Below are 22,613 nucleotides of genomic sequence, written 5' to 3'. Positions count from 1 at the left end.
ATTAAAAGGAGATATAAAATGTTAAAATTTATTCAAAAAACAGCTTTATTAAGTTTATTATTATTACCAACAACATTTAATACTACTTTTGCTTCTGAACCACCAGCAAGTATAAAAGCTATTCTTCATGACAATACACCTTTAAATCCAGGAAAAGTTTTTGATAATGTTTATTGCATTGGAACTAAAAGTGTTGTTGCTTGGGCAATAAAAACAGAAGATGGAATTATCTTAATTGATGCAATGTGGGACGATACAGACGCAAAAACTATAATCAGTGGAATGGAAAAGTTAGGTTTAAATCCAGAAGAAATAAAATATATTATAGTAACTCATGGTCATGGAGATCATTATGGTGGGGCTAACTATCTTAGAACAAAATACAATGCTAAAGTTGTAATGACAAAAGTTGATGAAAATCTTATGAACACTGTTCATGTTGGAGCTAACTCAAGTCGTTCACCTAAAACATCTGTTGATATTTACGTTAAAGATGGAGATAAAATTACTTTAGGAAAAACAACTGTAGAAATACTAGAAACACCGGGACACACTCCAGGAGGAATGTCTTTAATTTTCCCAACAACAAATGATGGAAAAAAAGAGGTTGTTGCAATGTGGGGAGGAACAGGTATTCCTCGTGAAAAAGAGTTGCAATTAGATTATAAAAAATCGGTTAGTCATTTTGAGAAAAAATCAAAAGAGATGGGAGTTACTTCTGAAATTACAGCTCATTTATTTATAGATAATGGATACCAAAAATTAGAAACAGCTAATAGTAGAAAAGTTGGAGAGTTAAATCCTTTTGTTAGAGGAAAAAATGGAATGGAAAAATATTACAAAGAACTTCACGACTCTATTGATACTATTTTAAATAGAAAATAATTGTAATTATTTATAAAAAGTAATATTATATTAATTGAAAAACTATTGAAGTAGGAGGACGATTAATATTAATACTATGGGTTATGAGATATGTATTGTAGCTAGAAAAATACATCAGAAATTGAGTTTGAAATTTAGAGACTATGATATAACTCCAGAACAGTGGGTTGTTTTAAAAGAGTTATCAAATGAGGATAAAATTTCTCAAAATGAAATATCTCTTAGAGTTGGAAAAGATAAAAATAATATAAAAGCTTTGATAGATAAGTTAGAAAAAAAAGAATATCTAATTCGTCAACAAGATACGAATGATAAAAGAGCTTTTTTGATAATTTTAACAGATAAAGCTTATTTACTTATTGAAGAATTAAAAGATATTGATAAAGCGTTTAACGAGGAGATATCTCAAAATTTAAACCAAAGTGATTTAGAACAATTAAAATTACTTTTAGATAAATTTAAAAAAAATTTATAATTTTTATTTAATAATAAACGATAACATTGTATCGTTTATTTTTTTTATTTATAAAAATAAAAAAAATTTTTTAAAAAATTTGACAAAAGTCTTATTTGTAGGGTAATATTGTAAAAATTACTTACTACGGGAGGTTTTAAAAGTGAAGAATAAAAAATATTTTTTAGGATTATTATTAGCAGGAATTGCAGTAACAGGATGTGGAGCAAAAGATAGTTCGGTATCAAAAACTAATAAATCAAAAAAAGTAATAGTTTCGCTAGGGTCAAAACCAAAAAGTTTAGATCCTACAATGTACAATGAAATCCCATCATTATCTATCGTAAAATAAATATATAACACACTTTTTAAAATAGATTCAAATGGAAATGTGGTTCCAGAGTTAGCAGAATCATTTCAATATGTAAGCCCAACTGAGTTAGTAATAAAATTAAAAAAAGGAGTTAAATTTCATAATGGAGAGGAATTAAAAGCCAGTGATGTGGTTTTTAGTATAAAGAGAATGATAGAAAAACCAGCTACAAAAGTTATGCTAGATGTAGTTCAATCTGTTGAAGAAGATGGAGAGTATGGAGTAATAGTTAAGTTGAAAGAACCTTCAGCGCCGTTACTATTTACCCTTTCATATCCTTTAACAGCTATTTTAAATGAAAAATACACTCTTGAAAAAGGTAATAATATAGGAACAGATGCTATGGGAACTGGAGCATTTAAATATATAAATTGGGGAGATGGAGAAAAAATTGAGTTAGCTATAAATAACGAATATTTTGGAGAAAAAGCTAAGATAGATGAGCTTATATTTAGAGCTATTCCAGAAAATACAAGTAGATTAGCTGCTTTAGAAACAGGTGAAATAGATATAACAACTGTAGCTCCGATAGATGTTCAAACAGTAGAGAGCAATAACGAGTTATATGCAGTTTCATTCCCAACTACAGCAACAGAATACCTAACTTTAAATATGAATAGAGAACCATTTAATAATAAAGATTTTAGAAAAGCTTTGCACCATGCAATAGATAAACAAAGTATTGTAGATGCAGTATATTTGGGTAAAGCTAGCGTGGCAAATACGATTGTAAATCCGACTGTGTTTGGAAGTGATCAATCTCTTGGAAAGATAGATTATAATCCAGAAAAGGCTAAAGAGTATTTAGAAAAATCAGGAATTAAAAATAGAACAATAAAAATAATGTCAAATGATAATCCTGTAAGACTTCAAGCAGCTCAGATAGTTCAGGCTAACTTGAAAGAGATTGGGATAAATGCAGATATAGAAACAGTTGAGTGGGGAACTTATTTACAAATGACAGCTCAAGGTGATTATGATATCTTTATTGGTGGATGGGTTGCTGGAACTTCAGATGCAGATATAGTTTTATTCCCACTACTTCATAGTAGTTACAAAGGAGGAGCAGGAAATAGGGCGAATTTTGAAAATCATGAGTATGATGAATTAGTAGAATTAGGAAGAAAATCTACAGAGCCTTCAAAAAGATTAGAAGCATATTCAAAAGCTCAAGAGATTTTAGCAGAGGAAAATCCACTGATACCACTATATTACAAAAATGAGAATATGGGATTAAATAAAAAAATTATTAACTTTAAAGCTATGCCAAATACAATCCATGATTATTCACTGATAGAAATTAAAGAATAGTATAAGGCTTGACAAATATGTTTGAGAAGAGTATGATAATTAACAATTTAAATAGCGGGAGGAGACTATGAAGTTAGATTTAAATTATACGTTAGAATTTACAAAAGAGATTTTGAATATCCCAAGTCCAGCTGGATATACAGAAAAAGTGATGGATAGAATAGCTAAGGAGTTAGATTTTTTAGGATTTGGTTATAAATATAGTAGAAAAGGTTGTTTGATTGTAAAGCTTGAAGGGGAAGATACATCTTACACAAGGTTATTATCAGCTCATGTGGATACCCTTGGAGCGATAGTAAAAAAAGTAAAAAAGAATGGTCGATTAGAACTATTAAATATTGGTGGATATGCTTGGGGATCGGTTGAGGGCGAAAATGTAACTATTCATACTTTAGATGGAAGAGAGTATGAGGGAACACTGCTTCCAGTTAAAGCATCAGTTCATGTTTATGGGGATATTCCAAGAGAGATGCCAAGAACAGCTGAAACTATGGAAGTTAGATTAGACTACGAGGTTTACAGTGAAGCAGATACAAGAGCACTTGGGATTTGCCAAGGAGACTTTGTGAGCTACGAAACAAATACAAAAATTACAGAGTCAGGATATATAAAATCAAGATATTTGGATGATAAGCTTTGTGTAGCACAAGTTTTAACATATTTGAAATATTTAAAAGATAATAAGAAAAAACCTAAAAATAATCTATATCTTTACTTTTCAAATTTTGAAGAGGTAGGTCACGGAGTTTCAGAAATTCCTAAAGATGCAGATGAGTTTGTAGCTTTAGATATAGGACTTGTAGCTGAAGATGCAGATGGTGACGAGAAAAAAGTAAGTATTGCAGCAAGAGATAATAAAACTGTTTATGATTTTGGAATAAGAAAAAAAATACAAGCAGCCGCAGATGAGCATGAAATAGCGTACACAGTTGGAGTATATAATAGATATGGCTCAGATGCCACAGCTTCAATTCTTCAAGGTGCAGATTTAAGATATGCTTGTATTGGACCAAATGTAGATGCGACACATCACTATGAAAGAACTCATATAGATGGAGTAGTTGAAACAATAAAACTTCTAATAGCATATTTATAGAAAAATAAAAGGCTGCAAGAATATTTTGCAGCCTTAAATTTAATATTTTATTTTTTAAAAACTTTATCTTTATCTAGTTCAGTTTTTAAAGTTTCAGCAAGTTTTAAGTAGTTATCCCAAGCGGTATTTCTTCTTGTGAAACCACTTGTTTTATAATTTCCACTTCTTTCAGTTGCAGGTAAATCAGTTAAATCTAAAAGATTTTGAGTTTTTATAACTTTATCGTTTAAAGCATCCATTTGAACATTAAATCCAATACGAGAAGGTTCATCATACATGATACTCCAGTATTTAGATTGTCTGTAGAACTCTTTTGAAGTTTTATCCTTTATTTCCTCTTTAGAATCAGCAAAGATTTCATCATATCTACACTCTACAATTTTTCCATTTTCAATAATAACTTTTAAGAATCCAGTTAATCCATTTTCAAATTTTTCAGAAATACTATAGTATTTTGAATTTGATTTTTTATTCATAGAAGTATTTAACTTCTCTGCTAGTGGAACCATAGATTGCTGTATACTGTTTGATGCTCCAGCAACAGTATCAAAAGTTCCAGTTAATCTTTGTTCTGAAAGCATTTGATTTTCAGCAACTAAAACTCCTTCTATCCAAGAAACACCAGCTTTTTCTGCCATTGAGAAATTGTATGGTGATAATCTCTTTGAAACATTTTGATAAAAACGATTGTAGTAATTAGGTCTTGTTAACTCGTTGAACTCAACATGAACTAATTTTCCATTATTTTTTACTACTTCAAGAGTTCCAAGATGACCTTGACGGAATCTCTCCTCAACTTTGTAGTAATCTCCTTTTACAATACCTTGTTTTGGTTGTACTGACCAAGTTGGTATTTTATTTTCAGCTATCGATAAAGCTGAAGATAATATAAATGCACCGATTAAAAAAATTTTTTTCACGTGTTCCCTCCAAAAAATTGTTACTATAATATAGTATACCTTTATTTTAACTTTCAAGTCAATATTCTAAGTGGTGAAAATATGATATAATAATACAGTATTTTGAACAAAATTATCTTAAAAGGGAGTTGTAAAATGGTTTTAGGGGAATTTTTAAAAAGAAAAGATGTTAAATTATCTGGAAAAAGATATTTCGTGGATGCTTTAGGTGCAATGGCACTTGGAATGTTTTCAACACTGATTACGGGATCAATATTAAATATGATTGGAGAGAGAGTTGGAATTTCCTTTTTATCAGAGGTTGTTTGGCCTACAGCTAGAAATATGGCGGGACCAGCTATTGGAGTAGCGATTGCATATGCATTAAAAGCTCCACCTTTAGTTTTGTTTTCATCAACTTTCACCGGAGCAATTGGATATTCTTTAGGAGGACCAGTTGGTGCTTATGCTGCCGCTTTAGTTGGAGCTGAGTTAGGAAAGTTAATATCAAAAGAAACAAAAGTTGATATTATTTTAACACCAGTGTTAACTATGATGTCAGGTAGTTTAATCGGAGTATATTTGGGTCCAGTTTTAGATAAAGTAATGACAGCTTTAGGATTTGTTATAATGCAAACCACAGAGTTACAACCACTATTTATGGGGATTTTAATATCTGTATTTATGGGAATGGCATTGACGCTACCAATAAGTAGTGCAGCTATTGCTATGATGTTAAAATTAGAAGGGTTGGCAGCAGGAGCTGCAACCTTAGGGTGCTGTACACAGATGGTTGGTTTTGCAGTTATAGGATTTAAAGAGAATGGGTGGGGAGGCTTAGTAGCTCAAGGACTTGGAACTTCAATGTTACAGTTTTCAAATATAGTAAAAAATTGGAAAATATGGATTCCGTCAATTTTAGGTTCTATAATTTTAAGCCCACTAGTAACTGTAGTTTTTAAAATGGAAAACACTTTTGCAGGAGCTGGAATGGGAACAAGTGGTTTAGTTGGGATTTTTGAAAGTTATGTAGCAATGTCAAAAATAGGTAGAGGTGGAAGTGAAATGATTTTATTGATAGTAATTTTATATATAATTCTTCCAGCAGTGTTAACATATTTAATTTCAATTTTTATGAGAAAAAAGGGATATATAAAAAATGGAGATTTAAAAATAAAAATATAAAATAAAAGAGCATCTAAAGTGTTAGTTCATGTGAATTAATATTTTAGGTGTATTTTTTTTATCATAAATCCGCAAAAAACACAAAATTAATTTCAAATAAAATAAAAATAAAAAAATATTTGCAAAAAATAAAATAAAGGGTTATAATTTTTAAAAATTTTTACTAGGGGGAAAAAGATGTTAGTATATTTTTTTAAAAGAATTTTAACAACAATTTGTACACTTTTTTTAGTTATCACATTGACATTTTTTTTAATGAGACTAATGCCTGGAGGACCTTTCGATGGTGAGAAAAATATTCCACCAAAAATCAAAATTAAGTTAGAAGAAAAGTTTGGTTTGAATAAACCTTTAAGTCAGCAATACATATCATATGTAAAAGACTTAAGCAAATGTGATTTAGGACCGAGTATGAAAAGAGAGGGAAGAAGCGTGAACTGGATTATTGGATACTCATTTCCGACATCTGCAAAATTAGGATTAGTTGCAGTGTTAATCTCTTTAACAATAGGAATTGCATTAGGAATTTTAGCAGCATTGAATTTTAATAGATGGCCTGATTCTATTTGCATGTTGCTTTCAACCTTAGGAGTTACTATTCCAAGTTTTGTTGTAGGAGTTTTTCTAATGTATATTTTTGGAGTGAAATTAAAAATGGTACCGATTGTAGGATTGAAAACGTGGGATTCATATATTCTTCCTAGTGTTGCTCTTTCTGGATACTCAATTGCATTTATAGCTAGATTGACACGTTCGAAATTAGTTGAAGTTATGAAATCAGATTACATAAGAACAGCTAGAGCCAAAGGCTTAAGTAAAACAAGGATTATAATCAAGCATGCGCTTAGAAATACACTGATTCCTATTGTGACATACTTAGGTCCATTAGTAGCTGGAATCTTAACAGGAAGTTTTGTAATAGAGAAAATATTTGCTATTCCAGGATTAGGTAGTGAATTTGTAACAACAATTACAAATAGAGATTATACAGTAATTTTGGGAGTAACTATATTTTATAGTGCTTTCTTAATGGTTTGTAATTTGATTGTAGATTTACTTTATGTTGTTATAGATCCGAGAATTAAACTTGATAAATAGGGGGGAGTTTATGAGTAATAATTTAGACTTTACTTTTGTTTCAGAAAATGAAAAAGTAAAAGATGAGATAAATAGAAAAAGTTTTACATTTGCAGAAGATGCTTGGAGAAAACTGAAAGGAAATAAACTATCAATAGCTGGGTTGATTTTTATTATTTTAATAACGACATCTGCAATTGTTGTTCCTATGTTTTCAAGCTATAGTATTTTTGAAACAGATTTAGGAAAAACTAATCAATTTCCAAGTGCTACTCATCTGTTTGGAACAGATCAATTAGGAAGGGATATATTTGTAAGAGTTATGTTTGGAGCAAGATATTCTTTAGCCATTGCGTTCATAGCTTCTTTTCTAAATCTTATAATAGGGATTTTATATGGAGGAGTTTCAGGGTATTTTGGTGGTCGAGTTGATATGATTATGATGAGAATAGTTGATATTATATACTCTGTTCCTATGACGATATATGTAATTTTAATTATGGTTACTTTTGAAAAAGGTGGTTTTTTAAATATTGTTTTAGCTTTAGCACTTTCTTATTGGATTGGGATGGCAAGAATTGTTAGAGGGGAAATTTTACAACTAAAACAACAAGAGTATATTTTGGCTGCTAGAACTTTAGGGGCTTCAAATAGAAGAATACTTTTTAAACACCTTTTACCAAATAGTATGAGTTCAATAATAGTTACATTGACATTACAAATTCCATCAGCTATATTTACAGAAGCATTTTTAAGTTTTATTGGGCTAGGAATAACCCCACCAGCAGCATCTTGGGGAACTTTAGCAAATGATGCACTTGGAGGATTTAGACTTTATCCATATCAACTTATATTTCCAACTTTGGCAATATGTTTTACGATATTAGCTTTTAATCTTTTAGGTGATGGATTAAGAGACGCTTTAGATCCAAAGGTTAGGGGGTAGGTTATGAAGAAGCTATTAGAAGTTAAAAATTTGAAAACATCTTTTAATACTCATCATGGAGAGGTTCAAGCTGTGAGAGGAGTTACGTTTGATTTATTAAAAGGTGAAGTTTTAGGAGTTGTGGGTGAATCTGGAAGTGGAAAAAGTATTACAATGATGAGTATAATGAAGCTTTTAGAAGAAAATGGAAAAATAAAAGAGGGAGAAATAATTTTTGATGGAGTTAGAATAGATCAGCTTACAGAGAAGCAGATGAACTCTATAAGAGGAGATAAAATTTCAATGATATTTCAAGACCCAATGACATCTTTAAATCTTTTGATTCCGATAGGGAAGCAGATAACAGAAACTCTTGTTGTACATAAAGGTATGAGTAAAAAAGATGCCTTTGAAAAAGGAGTACAACTTTTGGAAGATGTTGGGATTCCTATGGGAAGGACTAGAATGAAGCAATATCCACATGAGTTTTCTGGAGGGATGCGACAAAGAGTTATGATAGCGATGGCACTAGCTACAAATCCTGAGCTACTTATAGCAGATGAACCAACAACAGCCTTAGATGTAACTATTCAAGCTCAAATTTTAGATTTAATGAGAAAGATAAAAAAAACTAGTGATACATCAATTATTCTTATAACACACGATTTAGGAGTAGTGGCTGAGATGTGTGATCGGATAAATGTTATGTATGGTGGAGTTATTGTTGAGCAAGGAAGAACAAGAGATATATTTTATAATACAAAACATCCTTATACGCTAGGACTTTTGAAAAGTGTACCTAATCCAGAAAGAGTAGGTAAAGAAAAGCTAAAGCCAATAATGGGAACTCCTCCAGATTTGTTAAATCCTCCAAAAGGGTGTCCTTTTTATCAAAGATGTGAATACTCAATGAAGGTGTGTAAGGACAGTATGCCACCATTTTTTGAGATAGATGAAAATCATAAATCCGCTTGTTGGTTAAATCATAAAGATGCACCTAAAGTTGGAATAAATTAATAGGGGGAAGTTATGGCTGAAAATTTATTAGAGATAAAAGATTTAAGAAAACATTTTAATATAAAAAATAGTATCTTTGAAAAAAAGAGAAAAATTTTAAAAGCTGTAGATGGAATATCTTTAGAAATTAGAAAAGGGGAAACGTTAGGTTTAGTTGGAGAATCAGGATGTGGAAAGACAAGTTTAGGAAGAACGATTGTTAAACTTTATGAACCAACATCTGGAGATATAATTTATGATGGTAAAAATTTAACAAATTTAAATTTCCAAGAGATGAAAAGTTTTAGAAGAAAAATTCAAATGATATTTCAAGACCCATATGCTTCACTGAATCCGAGACAAACTATAGGAGATATTATTAAAGAACCTATGGAGATTCATAACCTTTATGATAAGAATGAAAGAGATAAAAAGGTTTTAGAAATTTTAGAGTTAGTTGGTTTAAATAATACACATATGAGCAGATATCCTCATGAGTTTTCAGGAGGACAAAGACAAAGAGTTGGAATAGCAAGAGCATTGGCATGTAATCCAGAGTTCATTGTCTGTGATGAGCCAATATCAGCGTTAGATGTATCTATTCAAGCTCAAATTATAAATACTTTAGAGGAGTTACAGGAAAAGCTAGGACTGACGTATCTGTTTATAGCTCACGATTTATCGATGGTAAAACATATTTCAGATAGAGTAGGAATAATGTATCTAGGGAAGTTAGTTGAACTTGCAGAAAGTGATACAGTTTATGAAACACCATTACATCCCTATACCGAAGCACTGCTTTCGGCAATTCCAATACCTGATCCAGATATATCGTTAAAAAAAGAGAGAATAATTTTAGAAGGAGATATACCAACTCCAATTAATCCAAGTGGAGGATGTAGATTTAAAAGTCGTTGTCCAAAGGCTTTTGAAAAGTGTCAAATAGTAGAGCCAGAGTTGAGAGAAGTAAAAGAGAATCATAAGGTTGCGTGTCATCTATATAATAAAGTTTAATTCATCATATACTAATTTTAAAAGGAGGAGTTTATGTTAGGGAGATTAAATGGAAAAAGTTTAGCATTAGCATCAATGGTTTTATTTTTAGCAGCATGTGGAGGTAAAAGTGAAGAAAAGGTAGCAACAAGTTCTACACCTAAAAAAAATACAATATCATATAATTTAGGGACAGACCCAAGAACAATAGATCCACAGCTAAATACAGCAGTTGATGGTTCAATAGTTGCTTCAAATGTTTTTGAAGGACTTTTTGCAGAGGGAGAAGGAGGGAAATCAGTTCCAGCTGCAGCAGAATCAGTAGAAGTATCAACAGATGGTCTAGTTTATAAATTTAAAATTAGAGAGGGAGCTAAGTGGTCTGATGGAAAACCAGTAACAGCTCATGATTTTGTATATTCTTGGAAAAGAGGATTAACAGCAGATACAGCAATGGAGTATGCGTACCAACTATTTTATATAAAGAACGGTGAGAGATTCTATAACGGAGAAGTTGGAGAGGTAGATTTAGGAGTAAAAGCTTTAGATGATAGAACTCTTGAAGTAACTTTAGAAAATTCGACACCATATTTTTTAGCATTGACATCTTTCCCAGCGTATTTTCCACTTAGAGAGGATGTTGTAAAAGGAAATTCATCTTGGGCAATAGATGCTAAAACATATATTGGAAATGGACCATTTAAAATTAAAACTTGGAGTCCAAAAGAGAGTATACTTTTAGTGCCAAACGAGAACTATTGGGGAAAATCAGAAGTGAAGTTGGATGAATTAAGATTTGATATGATTGTAGATGATAAAACATACTTGAACGCTTTTAAATCTGGAGAGGTAGATATTATAGACTCACCTCCATCAAGTGAAATTCCATCTCTTTTATCAAGTGGAGAGGGGAAAATATATCCATATTTAGGGACATATTTCTATGTTGTAAATGTATCTGGAAATAATAGTAATCCAGAGATTGTTAAGTTTTTAGGTGATTCAAGAGTTAGAAAAGCATTAGCTTTATCGATAAACAAAAAGTTACTTGTAGAGCAAGTGACAAAAGCTGGTCAGCTTCCAGCTAAAAGTTTCGTACCAGCAGGAATAGTAGCAACAGATGGAAAAGATTTTACAGCGAATAGTTCTTATCTTCCAGCAGAGGGAGATGTAGAGTTAGCTCAAAAATTATTAGCTGAAGCAGGATACACAACACCAGAGTCAATTCCTAAATTGACATTTACATTCAACACAGGAGATGGACATGCTATGGTAGCTCAAGCTGTTCAAGATATGTGGAAGAAAAATTTAGGTGTTAATATTGAATTAAAAAATGAAGAGTGGGCAGTATTTCAAACAACTAGAAATAGTTTAAATTATGAGATAGCTAGACATGGGTGGATAGCTGATTATAATGATCCAATGAACTTCTTAGATATGTGGTTAACAGGTGGAGGAAACAATGCTGCTGGATATTCTAATGCAGAGTATGATAACTATGTAAAAGAAGCTCAAAGAGAGAGTGACCCAGCTAAAAGAACAGCACTGCTTCATAAAGCAGAAGATATTTTGATGAGTGATATGCCTGTCATCCCACTTTATTACTATACAAGTGTGGTTGTAGCTAATCCAAAAGCAAAAGGTTGGATTAAATCACCGTTAGGTGGATATTTCTTCAAAAAAGCATATATGGAGAATTAAAAAACAGATATAGAAATAAAAAAACTGGTCAGATATAGTTTCTGGCCAGTTTTTTATTTCGTTTATATTTTTTCTTTTAATATTTTTAGTTTTTATGCCTTTAAATAGTTATACTCTTTCATAACTTTCTTTACATAATTTTGCGTTTCTTTGAATGGGGGAATACCGTTGTATTTCTTAACGTTTCCAATACCAGCATTATAAGATGCTAAAGCTAAAGTAAGATTATTTTTATTTTGCTCTAAACACCAAGCGATATACTTCGTTCCTCCCTTGATATTTGAATTGATATTGTTTGGGTTAACATTCATAAGCTTAGCTGTTTTAGGCATCAGTTGCATAAGCCCTGTAGCTCCGACACGAGATACTGTACTTTGTTTAAAATCACTTTCAACCTTGATGATAGCCGCAATTAGTTCGGGTTCTACATCGTGCTTATTAGAATGTTCAATTATACTATTATATATATTAGTAGCTGCAGTTTCAGTTTTAGTATGTTTTTCTATGTAAGTTTTTATTTTGCTTGAAGAGTTGTCTTCTTTTGAGAAAACACAAATTGTTAAAAGAAAAAATAATGCGATAAATCTAAACTTCAATAAAAATCACCTCTCGTAAAAAAAATCATCTACTAGTAGTATAACATAAAAATCACAAAAAATGAAATTTTTGTTCTGTTTAAAAGATACTATGAGCTTAAAAGACTCAAGGCTTGAGTGGTTTCAATATTAATTTTTTTAATAACAAAGAGAATAAAGATATATGAAATTAACTATAAATTTACGAAATATTAATTTTGTTTTAACATCAACTTGTTAAAATATATTCAAGATAACACTAGGAGGAAAAAAGATGATATTTAAGGGGATGTTTGATAATAATAAAAAGGTTGAAAAATTAGAATATAGATTTGAAATTCCAGAAGGAACAAATAGAATATCATTAAATTTGACTAAAGGAGCATTTAAAGATGTAATTATATCTTTAGAGGATAGTGAGGGAAGAACAAGAGTTTTGACATCATTTAAAACTTTTAAAAAGAAATACTATTTAACAACTCACTGGGAGAGTACTTCAAACTGCTGTATTCCAGGCGATATTCCAGCGGGAGAGTGGAAGATAAAGTTATTAAAGCCATATTTAGTTGATAGTGAGTTTGAATTAGAAGTTATAGTTGAAAATGGAAATTTAATAAAAAAAGAAAATATGAAAAAGATTAGTTTAAAAGAGCATTATCCAGATACAAAAGAGTGGTATGCAGGAGAGTTACATAATCACACAAATGTATCCGATGGAAGAATGGCACTAAAAGAGTTAAAAAAAGAGATTCTAGATAAGGATATAGATTTTATATTTCCAACAGAGCATAATAGTGTATTAACAAAATATCCGGATTTAGATAAACCTGTGATTCCATCAACAGAACTGACATTAGATGATTTAGGACACTTTAATCTATTTGGACTTAGACAACTTATTGATTACTATAATTTTGTAGAAGAAAATGAAACTAGAGAAGAGTCATTGAAAAAGATATTCTGCGAGGTTAAAAGGCAAGGGGGATTTGTTTCATTAAACCATCCTTTTCATAATAGTTCAAAGATGTGTTTAGGATTATTTTACAATATAGATTTAAAAGATTTAGATTTTATAGAAGTTATAAATTCTCCTACATCAGAAGATAGAAATGCATATTATGATAAAAAAGCTTTAGAAGCTTTAGATATGTTGTGGTGTGATGGACATAAAATATTTGCTGTTGCTGGAAGTGATAATCATGGATTAACTTTAGGTGATCCATTAAACTATATAAGATTGGATAAATATTCTACTGAAAATATTTTAGAAAATTTGAAAAAAGGAAGAACGTATATATCTAGAGTTGGAGAGATAAAATTAAGAATGGAAAATAATGGAAGTGTTATTTACCCTGGAGATAAAGTGAATGGAGAGGTTTCAATTAAAGTATTTTCTTCACAAAATTTAGTATGGAAAATTATAAAAAATGGTAAAGTAGTATTTACTCAAAAAGGAAAAGAACTGATTGTAAATCAGAGTGTATTCACTGGAGAATACTTGAGAGTTGAAGGTGTTTCAGAAGATCATGAACCAATGGTAGTTATTAATCCAATATATAACTCTTTAAAAGAACCATCAATAGAGAAATGGTTTGATGTGAAAGATGTTGTTTGGAGAGATTAGATAATTCTAAATTGAATATAAATTCGAAATATTTTGTTCAAAAAAAGATTGATTTCCTAAATAAAATGGAGTATTATCTGCTTACAAGAGGTCTACAATATAAGGAGGAATCAAAGATGTCATATGTATTTTTTATGCCAACAATCTCATATATGGGAGAAGGATCAGTAAAAGGTTTAGGAAACGAAATTCATTCTAGAGGACTAAAAAAAGCTTTAATCGTAACAGATCATGTTCTAGTTCAAATTGGGTTAGTTAAAAGTTTAACAAATTTATTAGATGAAAATGGAATAGGTTATGTTATTTATGACGAAACAAAACCAAATCCTACTGTAACAAATGTAAATCATGGATTAAAGGTTTTAAAAGATAATCATTGTGACTTTGTAATATCATTTGGTGGAGGTTCACCTCATGATGCAGCTAAAGGAATAGCTTTAGTAGCTTCAAATGGTGGAGATATTAAAGATTATGAAGGAGTGGACAAGTCAAAATATCCACAACTACCATTAATAGCTATAAATACAACAGCAGGAACAGCATCAGAGATGACAAGATTCTGTATAATAACAGATGAGGATAGACATGTAAAAATGGCAATAGTGGATAAGCATGTAACGCCACTTATTGCAGTTAATGATCCAGAATTAATGTTAGATATGCCAAAGAGTTTAACAGCAGCAACAGGGATGGATGCTTTAACTCATGCTATAGAAGCTTATGTTTCTACAATAGCAACTCCAGTTACAGATGCTTGTGCAGAAAAGGCTATTGAATTAATCTCAAAAAATTTAAGATTAGCAGTTGAAAATGGAAAAGATATAAAAGCTAGAGACAACATGGCTTATGCAGAATATTTAGCAGGAATGGCATTCAATAGTGCTTCTTTAGGATATGTTCATGCGATGGCTCATCAACTTGGTGGATTCTATGATTTACCACATGGAGTTTGTAATGCAATATTATTACCACATGTTGTTAGATATAACGCTTCAGTGTCAGAAGATAGATTGAGAAAAGTTGCAACTCTTATGGGAGTAAATCCTCATGAAATAAAAGATAAGAATCCAGCTGATCTAGCAATTGAAGCAATAAAAAAACTTTCAAAAGATGTTGGAATTCCAGCAGGAATAAAAGAGCTTGGAGCTAAAGAGGACGACTTTGTAACTTTAGCAACAAATGCATTGAAAGATGCGTGTGGATTAACAAATCCAAAACAAGCGACACTAGATGAAATAATTGAAATTTATAGAAATGCAATGTAGCTATTAAATAAAATAGATTAGAAAAGTGCTAGAAATATTTCTAGCACTTTTGTTTTTACTCTAATTTTACATAAATTTAATCATGGTTTTACAACGATGGGTTAGAATGAATTAAATTAAAAAAAGAGGGGGAATAAAATTGAGTAAGATGAAATTTAAATTAGCAGCATTAACAGCATTTTTAACAATCGCGGGGACAGCACATGGGGTGGCTTTAAAAGATGTAAAACCAGGATTTGCTAAAAATGTAATATTTCTTATTCCAGATGGTTCGAGCTCAACAGTTTCAACACTAGCAAGAGCAGTATATAATGATGGAGAGAGTTTAAACATAGATGAGTTAGCATCTGGTTTAGTAAAAACTTATAACTCGGATACTTTTATAGCTGATTCTGCTCCAGCAGGAACAGCACTTGCAACAGGATGGAAGACACAGGATAAACTGATAGGTGTAAAACCTAAAGCTGCAACTTTAAAGGGAGCTAGAGTCCCAGAAGCAGGAGACGAATTAGCACCAGCAGCCTCAGTTTTAGAAGCAGCTAAATTAAATGGTAAAGCAGTAGGGATTGTAGCAACTTCTGAAGTGCTACATGCCACACCAGCAGACTTCACTACTCACTCAATTCACAGAAATAACTACTCTGTAATCGGAGAGCAGCAAGTTCACCAAAACTTAAATGTAGTTTTTGGTGGAGGGAAAAGTTATCTAAAAAAAGATACTGCAACAGAAGCTAACTCAAAGAAACGTACTGATGGAGAGGATATGTTAGAAGCCTTAACAGCTAATGGATATAACATAGTACAAACTTTAGATGAAATGAAAAGTTTAAATAAAGATTTTGTATGGGGATTATTTGCTGAAAAAGATATCCCTTACGATTTAGATCGTGACAAGAAAACAGTTCCATCTTTAGCAGAGATGACAGAGAAAGCAATTGAGTTACTTTCAAAAGATGAAGATGGCTTCTTCTTAATGGTAGAGGGATCAAAAGTTGACTGGGCAGGACATGCAAATAATCCAGTTGCTATAACTTCAGAGTTTATGGCATTTGATAAAGCAGTTGGAGTAGCTTTAGAGTATGCTAAAAAAAATAGTGATACTTTAGTGGTTGCTGTAACAGATCACGGAACAGGTGGAATCTCTATCGGAAATTTAGCTACATCATCTAACTATCCAGAGCTACCTATGGATGTATTTACAAAAGATATGAGAAAAGCTAAATTCACAGAGGTATTAACAGCTGAAAAAATATTAGCTAATAAATCATCAGCAAAATCTTTAGCAAAAGATATGTTAGGTTTAGATTTAACAGATGTAGAGTTAGAAGGAATAAATAAAGCTGAAAAAACTTCAGCAATTGAGACTATCTTAGGAAAAGCTATGAGTGAAAGAGCTCATTTAGGATGGACAACAAATGGTCATACTGGAGAGGATGTACCTCTTTATGTATATACTTCTAATTATGCTAATCAATTGACAGGAACAGTTAATAACTCTGATATAGCACTTTATATAGCTAAAGCTATGAACTTAGATTTAGATGTAGCAACAAACGAGCTATTTGTTCCAGGAAAAAGAATAAAAGAGATGGGAATAGATGTAAAAATAGATACAGCTAATAAATTCCAACCAGTATTTACTTTATCTAAGGGTGGAAAAAAGTTTGTGTTCCATGAAAATAAAAACTACTATGAATTAGATGGAAAAAAAGTTAAATTTAACGGAATTGTTGTCTTCAATGGAAAAGATGTATTTATACCAAATGCAGCTTTAAAAGATATAATCTAATTTTTTATAGAAAAAAGGCGAGAGTTAGAAACTTCTCGCCTTTTAAAATTTTATTTTATGCACAACACATGGTATTCACCATTAATAACACTTGTTCCTTCTGTTTCGTGTTCAAAACCAGGGAATTGTTTATCCCAAGTAGAAAGAGCTTTTAAATATGTTATTTGTGGACTATTAGAATCTCCAAAGTTTTCACCAGACATCAGCATAGGGATTCCAGGTGGATATGGAATAACAGCATTTGCAGCGATTCTATTTTTTAATTGTGTAGCTGGAACTAATTCAACTTCATTTTTTACAACTTTATTATAAGCTTGTCTAGGAGTAATCATTTGCTCAGGCAGAGTAGAATACGCTTCATTTAAATATTTTCCTAAATTATGTTCTTTTAAATAATGGAAAATTTCATCTCCTAAATCTTTCATTCCAAGGTTACCATATCTTTCTTCACGTCCTTTAACTAATTCGGGGAATATTTTAACTAAAGGGGTATTATTATCATAATCTTTTTTGAAAGCGATTAATAAATCTAAAAGAGTTCCCCATTTTCCTTTAGTTATTCCCATTGAGAATAAGAACATAACTTGGAAATCAGTTGTTCTTGTAGGGACAACACCATATTTAGAGAAATAGTATGCTACAAGTTCAGCAGGAACTCCAACATTACCAAGTTCTCCATCGTCACACATTCCTGGTGAAAGAATACTAACTTTAATAGGGTCTAGCATTGCCCAATCTTCAGGAAGATTATCAAAACCGTGCCAAACATCTCCTGGTTTCATTTTCCAACAATCTTGATTTTTCATTAAAAATTCGGTTGGTGCATCTTCAAAATTATAAGTTTTACCAGTTGAATTATCACTGACAATTTCAACATTCCATGGTTTGAAGAACCATTCACCTTTCTCTTTATATTCTTTATAATATTTTGCAACCATTTTTCTAAAATCAATAGCTTCTTTTAAAACTTCATCAGTTAAATACTTACCAGTTTTTCCTTCCATCATAGCAGCCCCAATTTCATTTGAAACAGCAATAGCATATAAAGGAGATGTTGTAGAGTGTAGCATATAAGCTTGATTGAAACGCTCCTCACTTATAGGATTACTTCCTTTTCTCATGTGAATATATGAAGCTTGAGATAAGGCATTTAAAAGTTTATGGGTAGAATGAGTTGCAAAGATTGTTGCATTCCCGTGATAATCCTTAGCTTCTCCTCTCATAGCGTAGTGATTTTTATAAATTTCGTTAAATTTAGCATATCCATACCAAGCTTCATCAAAATGGATATTTTGAATATAAGTTTGGAATATATCTTCAACTTTTTTAGCATTATAGCAAACCCCATCATACGTACAGTTAGTGACTACTGTATACAAAGGTTTTTGATTTTTCATTGAATCTGGAATTAAACAGCTATTTTTTATTTTATTTAAAACTTCACTTTCAGACATTTCACTTGGTAGAATAGGACCAATTATCCCATATCTATTTCTAGTTGGTTTCATATATACAGGTTTTGCTCCAGTTAACATTAATCCCTGCTCAATAGATTTATGACAATTTCTATCAAGTAAAGCAATATCATCTTCAGTTAGCGTTCCTTGCATAATTGTTCTGTTAGACCCAGAAGTACCTACTAAAACATTGTATGATCTATCTGAACCAAATATTTTTGCTGCTAATTTCTCACCTTCTAAGAAAGCACCAGTATGGTCTAGTAAAGAACCGATACAAGTTCTTTCAATACCAGTGTCAGTTCTAAATAGATTTTCGTCATAAAAATCGAAAAATCTTTGTCCTAATGCAGTTTTAGTGAAACCAACACCACCTTGATGACCGGGAGCAGCCCATGAGTATTCAGCAACCTTATTGTAACTAAAAACGGCTTTTGTTAAAGGTGGTAAAAGTTCATCATTATATCTTTCAATAGCTCTTTGAATTCGTTCACCTAAAAAAGTGATTTCTTCTTGTAACAACCATATAATCTCTTCAACATTTTCATAAATCTCTCGACTTAATGTTTCTAGAGCATCGGCTTTATGAGTTAAAAGAAAAACAGGGACACCATCTTGAGATTCGTGGAGTTTTTTAATAATATTTAAAGCTTCTTTCTCCTCTTTATTATTAGGCCAAGATAATAGAAGGCAATCAATACCCTTATCATAACAGACAACATCTTCTAAATCTTCGTAAGATTGAGATATATATATTCCAAGATTTCTTTTACTTAATTCCTCTAAAAGAAGATTGCTTCTATTAGCAATCTCAGTTCCATCTTTTATTCCTTCATTGAAAAATACAATTTTAGTTTTATTTCCATCTATAATTTTTTTCATAAAAATAACCTCCTTTTATCCAAGTAAAACTTTGTAATTTGCAATTGTATAAAAAACTCCAACTATTCCACTCACGATTATTAAAGCTGCAAATATTTTTTCTCCATGAGTGAAAATTGGTTTACCGTCATTACTTTCTAATCTAGCTTTTCTGAACACAGGAATTCCTAAAGCATAAATGATAGCAGCAACTAAGAAATAGCTTAAACCAGCAGCATAGATTAACCAAGCAGCATAGATACTACCAAGTACTCCAGTTAAAAGAGCTTTTTCTCTACTTATAGGAGAAGCGTTTGGAAATTCTCCATCTGCTTTTGACATTTTCCATAGGTACAGTGTACAGATGAAATAGCAAGGTAGAATCATAACACCAGTTATACTAAGCATTAAATTCCAAGCGTTATTAGAAAAATAAACTACAATCATACATAGTTGCATAAGAATAGATGAAACTAATAAAGAGTATGAAGGTGATTCATTTTTATTTTCAGTAGCAAAAACTTTTGGGAATGTTCCATCTTTAGCCGCTTCAAAAGGTAAAGAAGCAAGCATGACTGTCCAAACAAGCCAAGAACTTAAAAGAGCAATAATAACTCCTAAATTCATTATCCAGTTTCCAGAATTTCCAATAACAGTGCTCAAAATAGGTCCTGTTGAAGGAGGAGACATAGTAGAAATTTTACCTTGGGATAAAATTCCTAGTGGAAGTAAAGAAAGTAAGGCATACATAATTAAACATCCTAAGAATCCAATAACTGTTGCTTTACCAACATCTTTTTGTGAATTTGCTCTACTTGAAATAACAACAGCACCTTCGATTCCAATAAATACCCAAAGTGTTACAAGCATAGTACTTTTTATTTGAGGGAAAAGTCCACCTAAATCTTTGTCCATAAGACTTGGAATGACATCTTTTCCCCAAAAATTAGTTGTAAAAACTGAAAAATCAAATTTAAAAATTAGAATAAAAACAAATAATAGTAGAGGTATTAATTTTCCAACAACTCCAATATTATTGATAAAGGTAGCTTGTTTAACACCTGCTAAAACAGCGAAATACATAATCCAGATAACTAAAGAACCACAAATAATTGAGAGTAGATTGTTTCCACCCTTAAAGTATGGATTGAAGAAATAGTTGAATGAATCCATTAGAAGGATTGCATATCCAACATTTGCAAAAATGTTGCATATCCAGTATCCCCATGCAATTTGGAATCCCATTAGTTTTCCAAATCCTGATTCACCATACCCATAAATTCCTGATGTAACTTCTGGTTTTACATCAGATAGAATACTGAATGTGTTTGCTAAAAACCACATACCTAAACCTGTGATAACCCAAGCTATTATTATAGCTCCAGCAGAAGCTGATTGAGCCATATTTTGAGGTAGATTGTATACACCACCACCAATCATAGCACTTATAACAAGTCCTGCTAAAGTGATAACGCCTAGTTTTTTTTCTGTTGCCATAATTCTTCTCCTCCTTTTAGAGAAATTTATTTTTGGTCATATTATTCTACTACCCATCTTTGTATTTTCATTTTAATAAGAAATAAAATAATATGCCCACTCGCTTATACAACCTTTGTGAAAACTTTCCTACAATTTATTTATTTATTTATTTATTTTAATCATTTGTTGTAAATAGTTTGAATAAAGGTTATACTATAAGTAAAATCAAAAAATATTTGATTTTTTGGAGGAAGTTATGAGATCTTATTCAAAATTAAACTGTCCAGAAGTTGTTTGTAGTGAGTTAGAAAAATTTATAGACTATAAAGATTATATTTTTTTGACTCGAAATTTAACTGATAATGATATACAAATAAAAAAATATGATGTTAATGATTCTTTTGAAACAGTTACAAAATATATTGATTTACACGGTGGAAAAATTGTATATGGAGTTTCAATTTTAGAGTCAGATATTATTTTTGAAAAACAGGTTTTTGCTGTTTGGGAATCACCTGATAAAAAGATTCATCATATAACAAGAGGATCTAATGCCAAAATTATGTTTATTCCAAATGTAAATCCTTATGAAATACCGAGTATATACATAAGTGGTTTTTATAACCTTTTTTCTACAAAAGATGAAGATTGTATAAAAGAGTTTATTGCGAATAAAAAATATTTTCAAGAGTTGATTTCAAAAGGAACAAACTCTCTTACGCAGAGTGAAATGAAAGATATTTCTCGTTATGGAAATACATCTATTTCTGAAAGGGTGACCAATAAAAAAATAGATAAAGATTTTGAATTGAAAAATAGAATTTTAAATAGAATAAAAAAATAAAAAAAGACTTCCTTGAACAGGGAAGTCTTTTAAATTAAGTAGTTGTAGATATTTCTGAATAAAATTGTTTTAAGAAATCCTTCATGAATTTGTCTCTTTTTTCAGCTTCAATCCGCCCCTCTTCTGTATTCATCAAATTTTTTAGTTTTAAAAGTTTAGTATAAAAATGAGAGATAGTATCATTCATTTCTTCAGGGTTATAAATTTCTCGTTGAAAAGCGCCCCCAAAAGTAAAAGTTCGAGCGATACCAATGGCTCCTAAAGCATCTAAACGATCAGCATCTTGAACTATTTTACTTTCTAAAGTTTTTAAAGTTATTCCTTTGCTAAAAGAAGTATTATTAGCTATATATATAATATGTTCAATCTGCTGTTTAGTTAAGGAAGTGTTCAGTAAAAATGATGTAATAATATTTTTTCGATCAGTATCTGAATATCCAAATTTATGATCGGCAACGTCATGGAAAAGAGCTCCTAGTTGTATAACTGTAAAATCAATTTGAGAACTTTCTTTTGCAGAAATTCTATTGGCATTCTCTAGAACTCTAAGTGTATGTTGCCAATCATGACCAGTTTTTTCATTAATTAATTTATTTTTTACATATTCTTTTGTTTTTTCGATTATATTCATAGAATTATCCTTTTAATTTTTTTGTAATAGTAAGTTTAGTTATAGTTTTGTATTCTTTTGAGATATTATATCATATAAACTATCGATATTCAATTTATGGGTAATAAAGTTATCACATTAAATAAAGTTGACAAACGAGATAAACTATACTAAAATATGTTTATATAAAAGAGAATAATTTTTAATTCTATAG

At 30.9% G+C, this 22,613-nt stretch carries 20 protein-coding genes; 15 read left to right on the top strand and 5 right to left on the bottom strand.

Going from position 1 to position 22,613, the window contains the following annotated elements; translation table 11 throughout:
- Window positions 1-18: 18 nt before the first annotated feature.
- The 5 genes from Q0O83_RS05190 to Q0O83_RS05170 all read left to right on the top strand — a co-directional run bounded on the left by Q0O83_RS05190 (window position 19) and on the right by Q0O83_RS05170 (window position 4,119).
- Window positions 19-885: an MBL fold metallo-hydrolase gene (locus Q0O83_RS05190; protein ID WP_294094743.1), complete on the top strand. Its 867-nt coding sequence runs from the start codon at window positions 19-21 to the stop codon at window positions 883-885.
- Window positions 886-961: 76 nt separating this feature from the next.
- On the top strand, window positions 962-1,360 hold the full coding sequence (locus Q0O83_RS05185) for a MarR family transcriptional regulator (RefSeq protein ID WP_294094741.1): 399 nt from the start codon (window positions 962-964) through the stop codon (window positions 1,358-1,360).
- A gap of 142 nt (window positions 1,361-1,502) precedes the next feature.
- Window positions 1,503-1,691 carry a hypothetical protein gene (locus Q0O83_RS05180; protein ID WP_294094739.1) on the top strand — a complete coding sequence of 63 codons (189 nt, stop codon included), beginning with the start codon at window positions 1,503-1,505 and terminating at the stop codon, window positions 1,689-1,691.
- 39 nt (window positions 1,692-1,730) lie between these two features.
- A complete protein-coding gene (locus tag Q0O83_RS05175; protein ID WP_294094737.1) occupies window positions 1,731-3,023 on the top strand; it encodes an ABC transporter substrate-binding protein in 1,293 nt (430 codons plus the stop codon).
- Between the two features lie 67 nt (window positions 3,024-3,090).
- Window positions 3,091-4,119 carry a M42 family metallopeptidase gene (locus Q0O83_RS05170; RefSeq protein ID WP_294094735.1) on the top strand — a complete coding sequence of 343 codons (1,029 nt, stop codon included), beginning with the start codon at window positions 3,091-3,093 and terminating at the stop codon, window positions 4,117-4,119.
- A gap of 47 nt (window positions 4,120-4,166) precedes the next feature.
- Here the strand turns inward: Q0O83_RS05170 and Q0O83_RS05165 are convergent, their stop codons facing one another.
- The gene (locus Q0O83_RS05165) at window positions 4,167-5,039 is read right to left on the bottom strand and encodes an FMN-binding protein (protein WP_294094733.1); all 873 of its coding nucleotides are present in this window, start codon (window positions 5,037-5,039) and stop codon (window positions 4,167-4,169) included.
- A 135-nt stretch (window positions 5,040-5,174) separates the two neighbouring features.
- Here Q0O83_RS05165 and Q0O83_RS05160 point away from each other — a divergent pair, with 135 nt between their 5' ends.
- The 6 genes from Q0O83_RS05160 (at window position 5,175) to Q0O83_RS05135 (ending at window position 11,895) form a co-directional block, all read left to right on the top strand.
- Window positions 5,175-6,203 carry a PTS transporter subunit IIC gene (locus tag Q0O83_RS05160; RefSeq protein ID WP_294094732.1) on the top strand — a complete coding sequence of 343 codons (1,029 nt, stop codon included), beginning with the start codon at window positions 5,175-5,177 and terminating at the stop codon, window positions 6,201-6,203.
- A gap of 177 nt (window positions 6,204-6,380) precedes the next feature.
- Entirely contained in the window at window positions 6,381-7,301 is a 921-nt protein-coding gene (locus tag Q0O83_RS05155) for an ABC transporter permease (protein ID WP_294094731.1), read from the top strand.
- A gap of 10 nt (window positions 7,302-7,311) precedes the next feature.
- Window positions 7,312-8,226 (top strand): ABC transporter permease, encoded by a 915-nt coding sequence (locus tag Q0O83_RS05150; RefSeq protein ID WP_294094729.1) that lies wholly within the window; start codon window positions 7,312-7,314, stop codon window positions 8,224-8,226.
- Window positions 8,227-8,229: 3 nt separating this feature from the next.
- The gene (locus Q0O83_RS05145) at window positions 8,230-9,222 is read left to right on the top strand and encodes an ABC transporter ATP-binding protein (protein ID WP_294094728.1); all 993 of its coding nucleotides are present in this window, start codon (window positions 8,230-8,232) and stop codon (window positions 9,220-9,222) included.
- Between the two features lie 12 nt (window positions 9,223-9,234).
- On the top strand, window positions 9,235-10,215 hold the full coding sequence (locus tag Q0O83_RS05140; protein ID WP_294094726.1) for a dipeptide ABC transporter ATP-binding protein: 981 nt from the start codon (window positions 9,235-9,237) through the stop codon (window positions 10,213-10,215).
- A 33-nt stretch (window positions 10,216-10,248) separates the two neighbouring features.
- Window positions 10,249-11,895: a peptide ABC transporter substrate-binding protein gene (locus Q0O83_RS05135; protein WP_294094724.1), complete on the top strand. Its 1,647-nt coding sequence runs from the start codon at window positions 10,249-10,251 to the stop codon at window positions 11,893-11,895.
- A gap of 92 nt (window positions 11,896-11,987) precedes the next feature.
- On the opposite strand, the gene Q0O83_RS05130 is transcribed toward Q0O83_RS05135, so the two are convergent.
- On the bottom strand, window positions 11,988-12,491 hold the full coding sequence (locus Q0O83_RS05130) for a lytic transglycosylase domain-containing protein (protein ID WP_294094722.1): 504 nt from the start codon (window positions 12,489-12,491) through the stop codon (window positions 11,988-11,990).
- Between the two features lie 253 nt (window positions 12,492-12,744).
- Between Q0O83_RS05130 and Q0O83_RS05125 the strand changes: the two genes are divergently transcribed.
- The 3 genes from Q0O83_RS05125 to Q0O83_RS05115 all read left to right on the top strand — a co-directional run bounded on the left by Q0O83_RS05125 (window position 12,745) and on the right by Q0O83_RS05115 (window position 17,148).
- Entirely contained in the window at window positions 12,745-14,094 is a 1,350-nt protein-coding gene (locus Q0O83_RS05125; protein WP_294094720.1) for a CehA/McbA family metallohydrolase, read from the top strand.
- Between the two features lie 116 nt (window positions 14,095-14,210).
- Window positions 14,211-15,359, top strand: a complete 1,149-nt coding sequence (yiaY, locus tag Q0O83_RS05120; protein ID WP_294094719.1) for an L-threonine dehydrogenase — start codon at window positions 14,211-14,213, stop codon at window positions 15,357-15,359.
- A gap of 148 nt (window positions 15,360-15,507) precedes the next feature.
- Window positions 15,508-17,148, top strand: coding sequence for an alkaline phosphatase (locus Q0O83_RS05115; protein ID WP_294094798.1), 1,641 nt, complete (start codon window positions 15,508-15,510; stop codon window positions 17,146-17,148).
- Between the two features lie 50 nt (window positions 17,149-17,198).
- On the opposite strand, the gene adiA is transcribed toward Q0O83_RS05115, so the two are convergent.
- The gene (adiA, locus tag Q0O83_RS05110; protein WP_294094717.1) at window positions 17,199-19,487 is read right to left on the bottom strand and encodes an arginine decarboxylase; all 2,289 of its coding nucleotides are present in this window, start codon (window positions 19,485-19,487) and stop codon (window positions 17,199-17,201) included.
- A 15-nt stretch (window positions 19,488-19,502) separates the two neighbouring features.
- Window positions 19,503-20,963 carry a basic amino acid/polyamine antiporter gene (locus Q0O83_RS05105; protein ID WP_294094716.1) on the bottom strand — a complete coding sequence of 487 codons (1,461 nt, stop codon included), beginning with the start codon at window positions 20,961-20,963 and terminating at the stop codon, window positions 19,503-19,505.
- A 238-nt stretch (window positions 20,964-21,201) separates the two neighbouring features.
- Between Q0O83_RS05105 and Q0O83_RS05100 the strand changes: the two genes are divergently transcribed.
- Window positions 21,202-21,789, top strand: coding sequence for a hypothetical protein (locus tag Q0O83_RS05100; protein WP_294094715.1), 588 nt, complete (start codon window positions 21,202-21,204; stop codon window positions 21,787-21,789).
- A 34-nt stretch (window positions 21,790-21,823) separates the two neighbouring features.
- On the opposite strand, the gene Q0O83_RS05095 is transcribed toward Q0O83_RS05100, so the two are convergent.
- A complete protein-coding gene (locus tag Q0O83_RS05095; RefSeq protein ID WP_294094713.1) occupies window positions 21,824-22,420 on the bottom strand; it encodes an HD domain-containing protein in 597 nt (198 codons plus the stop codon).
- Between the last annotated feature and the right edge of the window lie 193 nt (window positions 22,421-22,613).

This window comes from uncultured Cetobacterium sp. (assembly GCF_945952365.1).
Lineage (GTDB): Bacteria > Fusobacteriota > Fusobacteriia > Fusobacteriales > Fusobacteriaceae > Cetobacterium_A.
The sequence above is the reverse complement of the archived record's forward strand: the minus strand, read 5'-3'. Positions and strand labels throughout refer to the sequence as shown.

Coding starts and splice junctions, on each gene's coding strand:
- Q0O83_RS05190 (WP_294094743.1), top strand. CDS start 19: ATGTTAAAATTTATTCAAAAAACAGCTTTATTAAGTTTATTATTATTA.
- Q0O83_RS05185 (WP_294094741.1), top strand. CDS start 962: ATGGGTTATGAGATATGTATTGTAGCTAGAAAAATACATCAGAAATTG.
- Q0O83_RS05170 (WP_294094735.1), top strand. CDS start 3,091: ATGAAGTTAGATTTAAATTATACGTTAGAATTTACAAAAGAGATTTTG.
- Q0O83_RS05160 (WP_294094732.1), top strand. CDS start 5,175: ATGGTTTTAGGGGAATTTTTAAAAAGAAAAGATGTTAAATTATCTGGA.
- Q0O83_RS05155 (WP_294094731.1), top strand. CDS start 6,381: ATGTTAGTATATTTTTTTAAAAGAATTTTAACAACAATTTGTACACTT.
- Q0O83_RS05150 (WP_294094729.1), top strand. CDS start 7,312: ATGAGTAATAATTTAGACTTTACTTTTGTTTCAGAAAATGAAAAAGTA.
- Q0O83_RS05145 (WP_294094728.1), top strand. CDS start 8,230: ATGAAGAAGCTATTAGAAGTTAAAAATTTGAAAACATCTTTTAATACT.
- Q0O83_RS05140 (WP_294094726.1), top strand. CDS start 9,235: ATGGCTGAAAATTTATTAGAGATAAAAGATTTAAGAAAACATTTTAAT.
- Q0O83_RS05135 (WP_294094724.1), top strand. CDS start 10,249: ATGTTAGGGAGATTAAATGGAAAAAGTTTAGCATTAGCATCAATGGTT.
- Q0O83_RS05125 (WP_294094720.1), top strand. CDS start 12,745: ATGATATTTAAGGGGATGTTTGATAATAATAAAAAGGTTGAAAAATTA.
- yiaY (WP_294094719.1), top strand. CDS start 14,211: ATGTCATATGTATTTTTTATGCCAACAATCTCATATATGGGAGAAGGA.
- Q0O83_RS05115 (WP_294094798.1), top strand. CDS start 15,508: ATGAAATTTAAATTAGCAGCATTAACAGCATTTTTAACAATCGCGGGG.
- adiA (WP_294094717.1), bottom strand. CDS start 19,487: ATGAAAAAAATTATAGATGGAAATAAAACTAAAATTGTATTTTTCAAT.
- Q0O83_RS05105 (WP_294094716.1), bottom strand. CDS start 20,963: ATGGCAACAGAAAAAAAACTAGGCGTTATCACTTTAGCAGGACTTGTT.
- Q0O83_RS05100 (WP_294094715.1), top strand. CDS start 21,202: ATGAGATCTTATTCAAAATTAAACTGTCCAGAAGTTGTTTGTAGTGAG.
- Q0O83_RS05095 (WP_294094713.1), bottom strand. CDS start 22,420: ATGAATATAATCGAAAAAACAAAAGAATATGTAAAAAATAAATTAATT.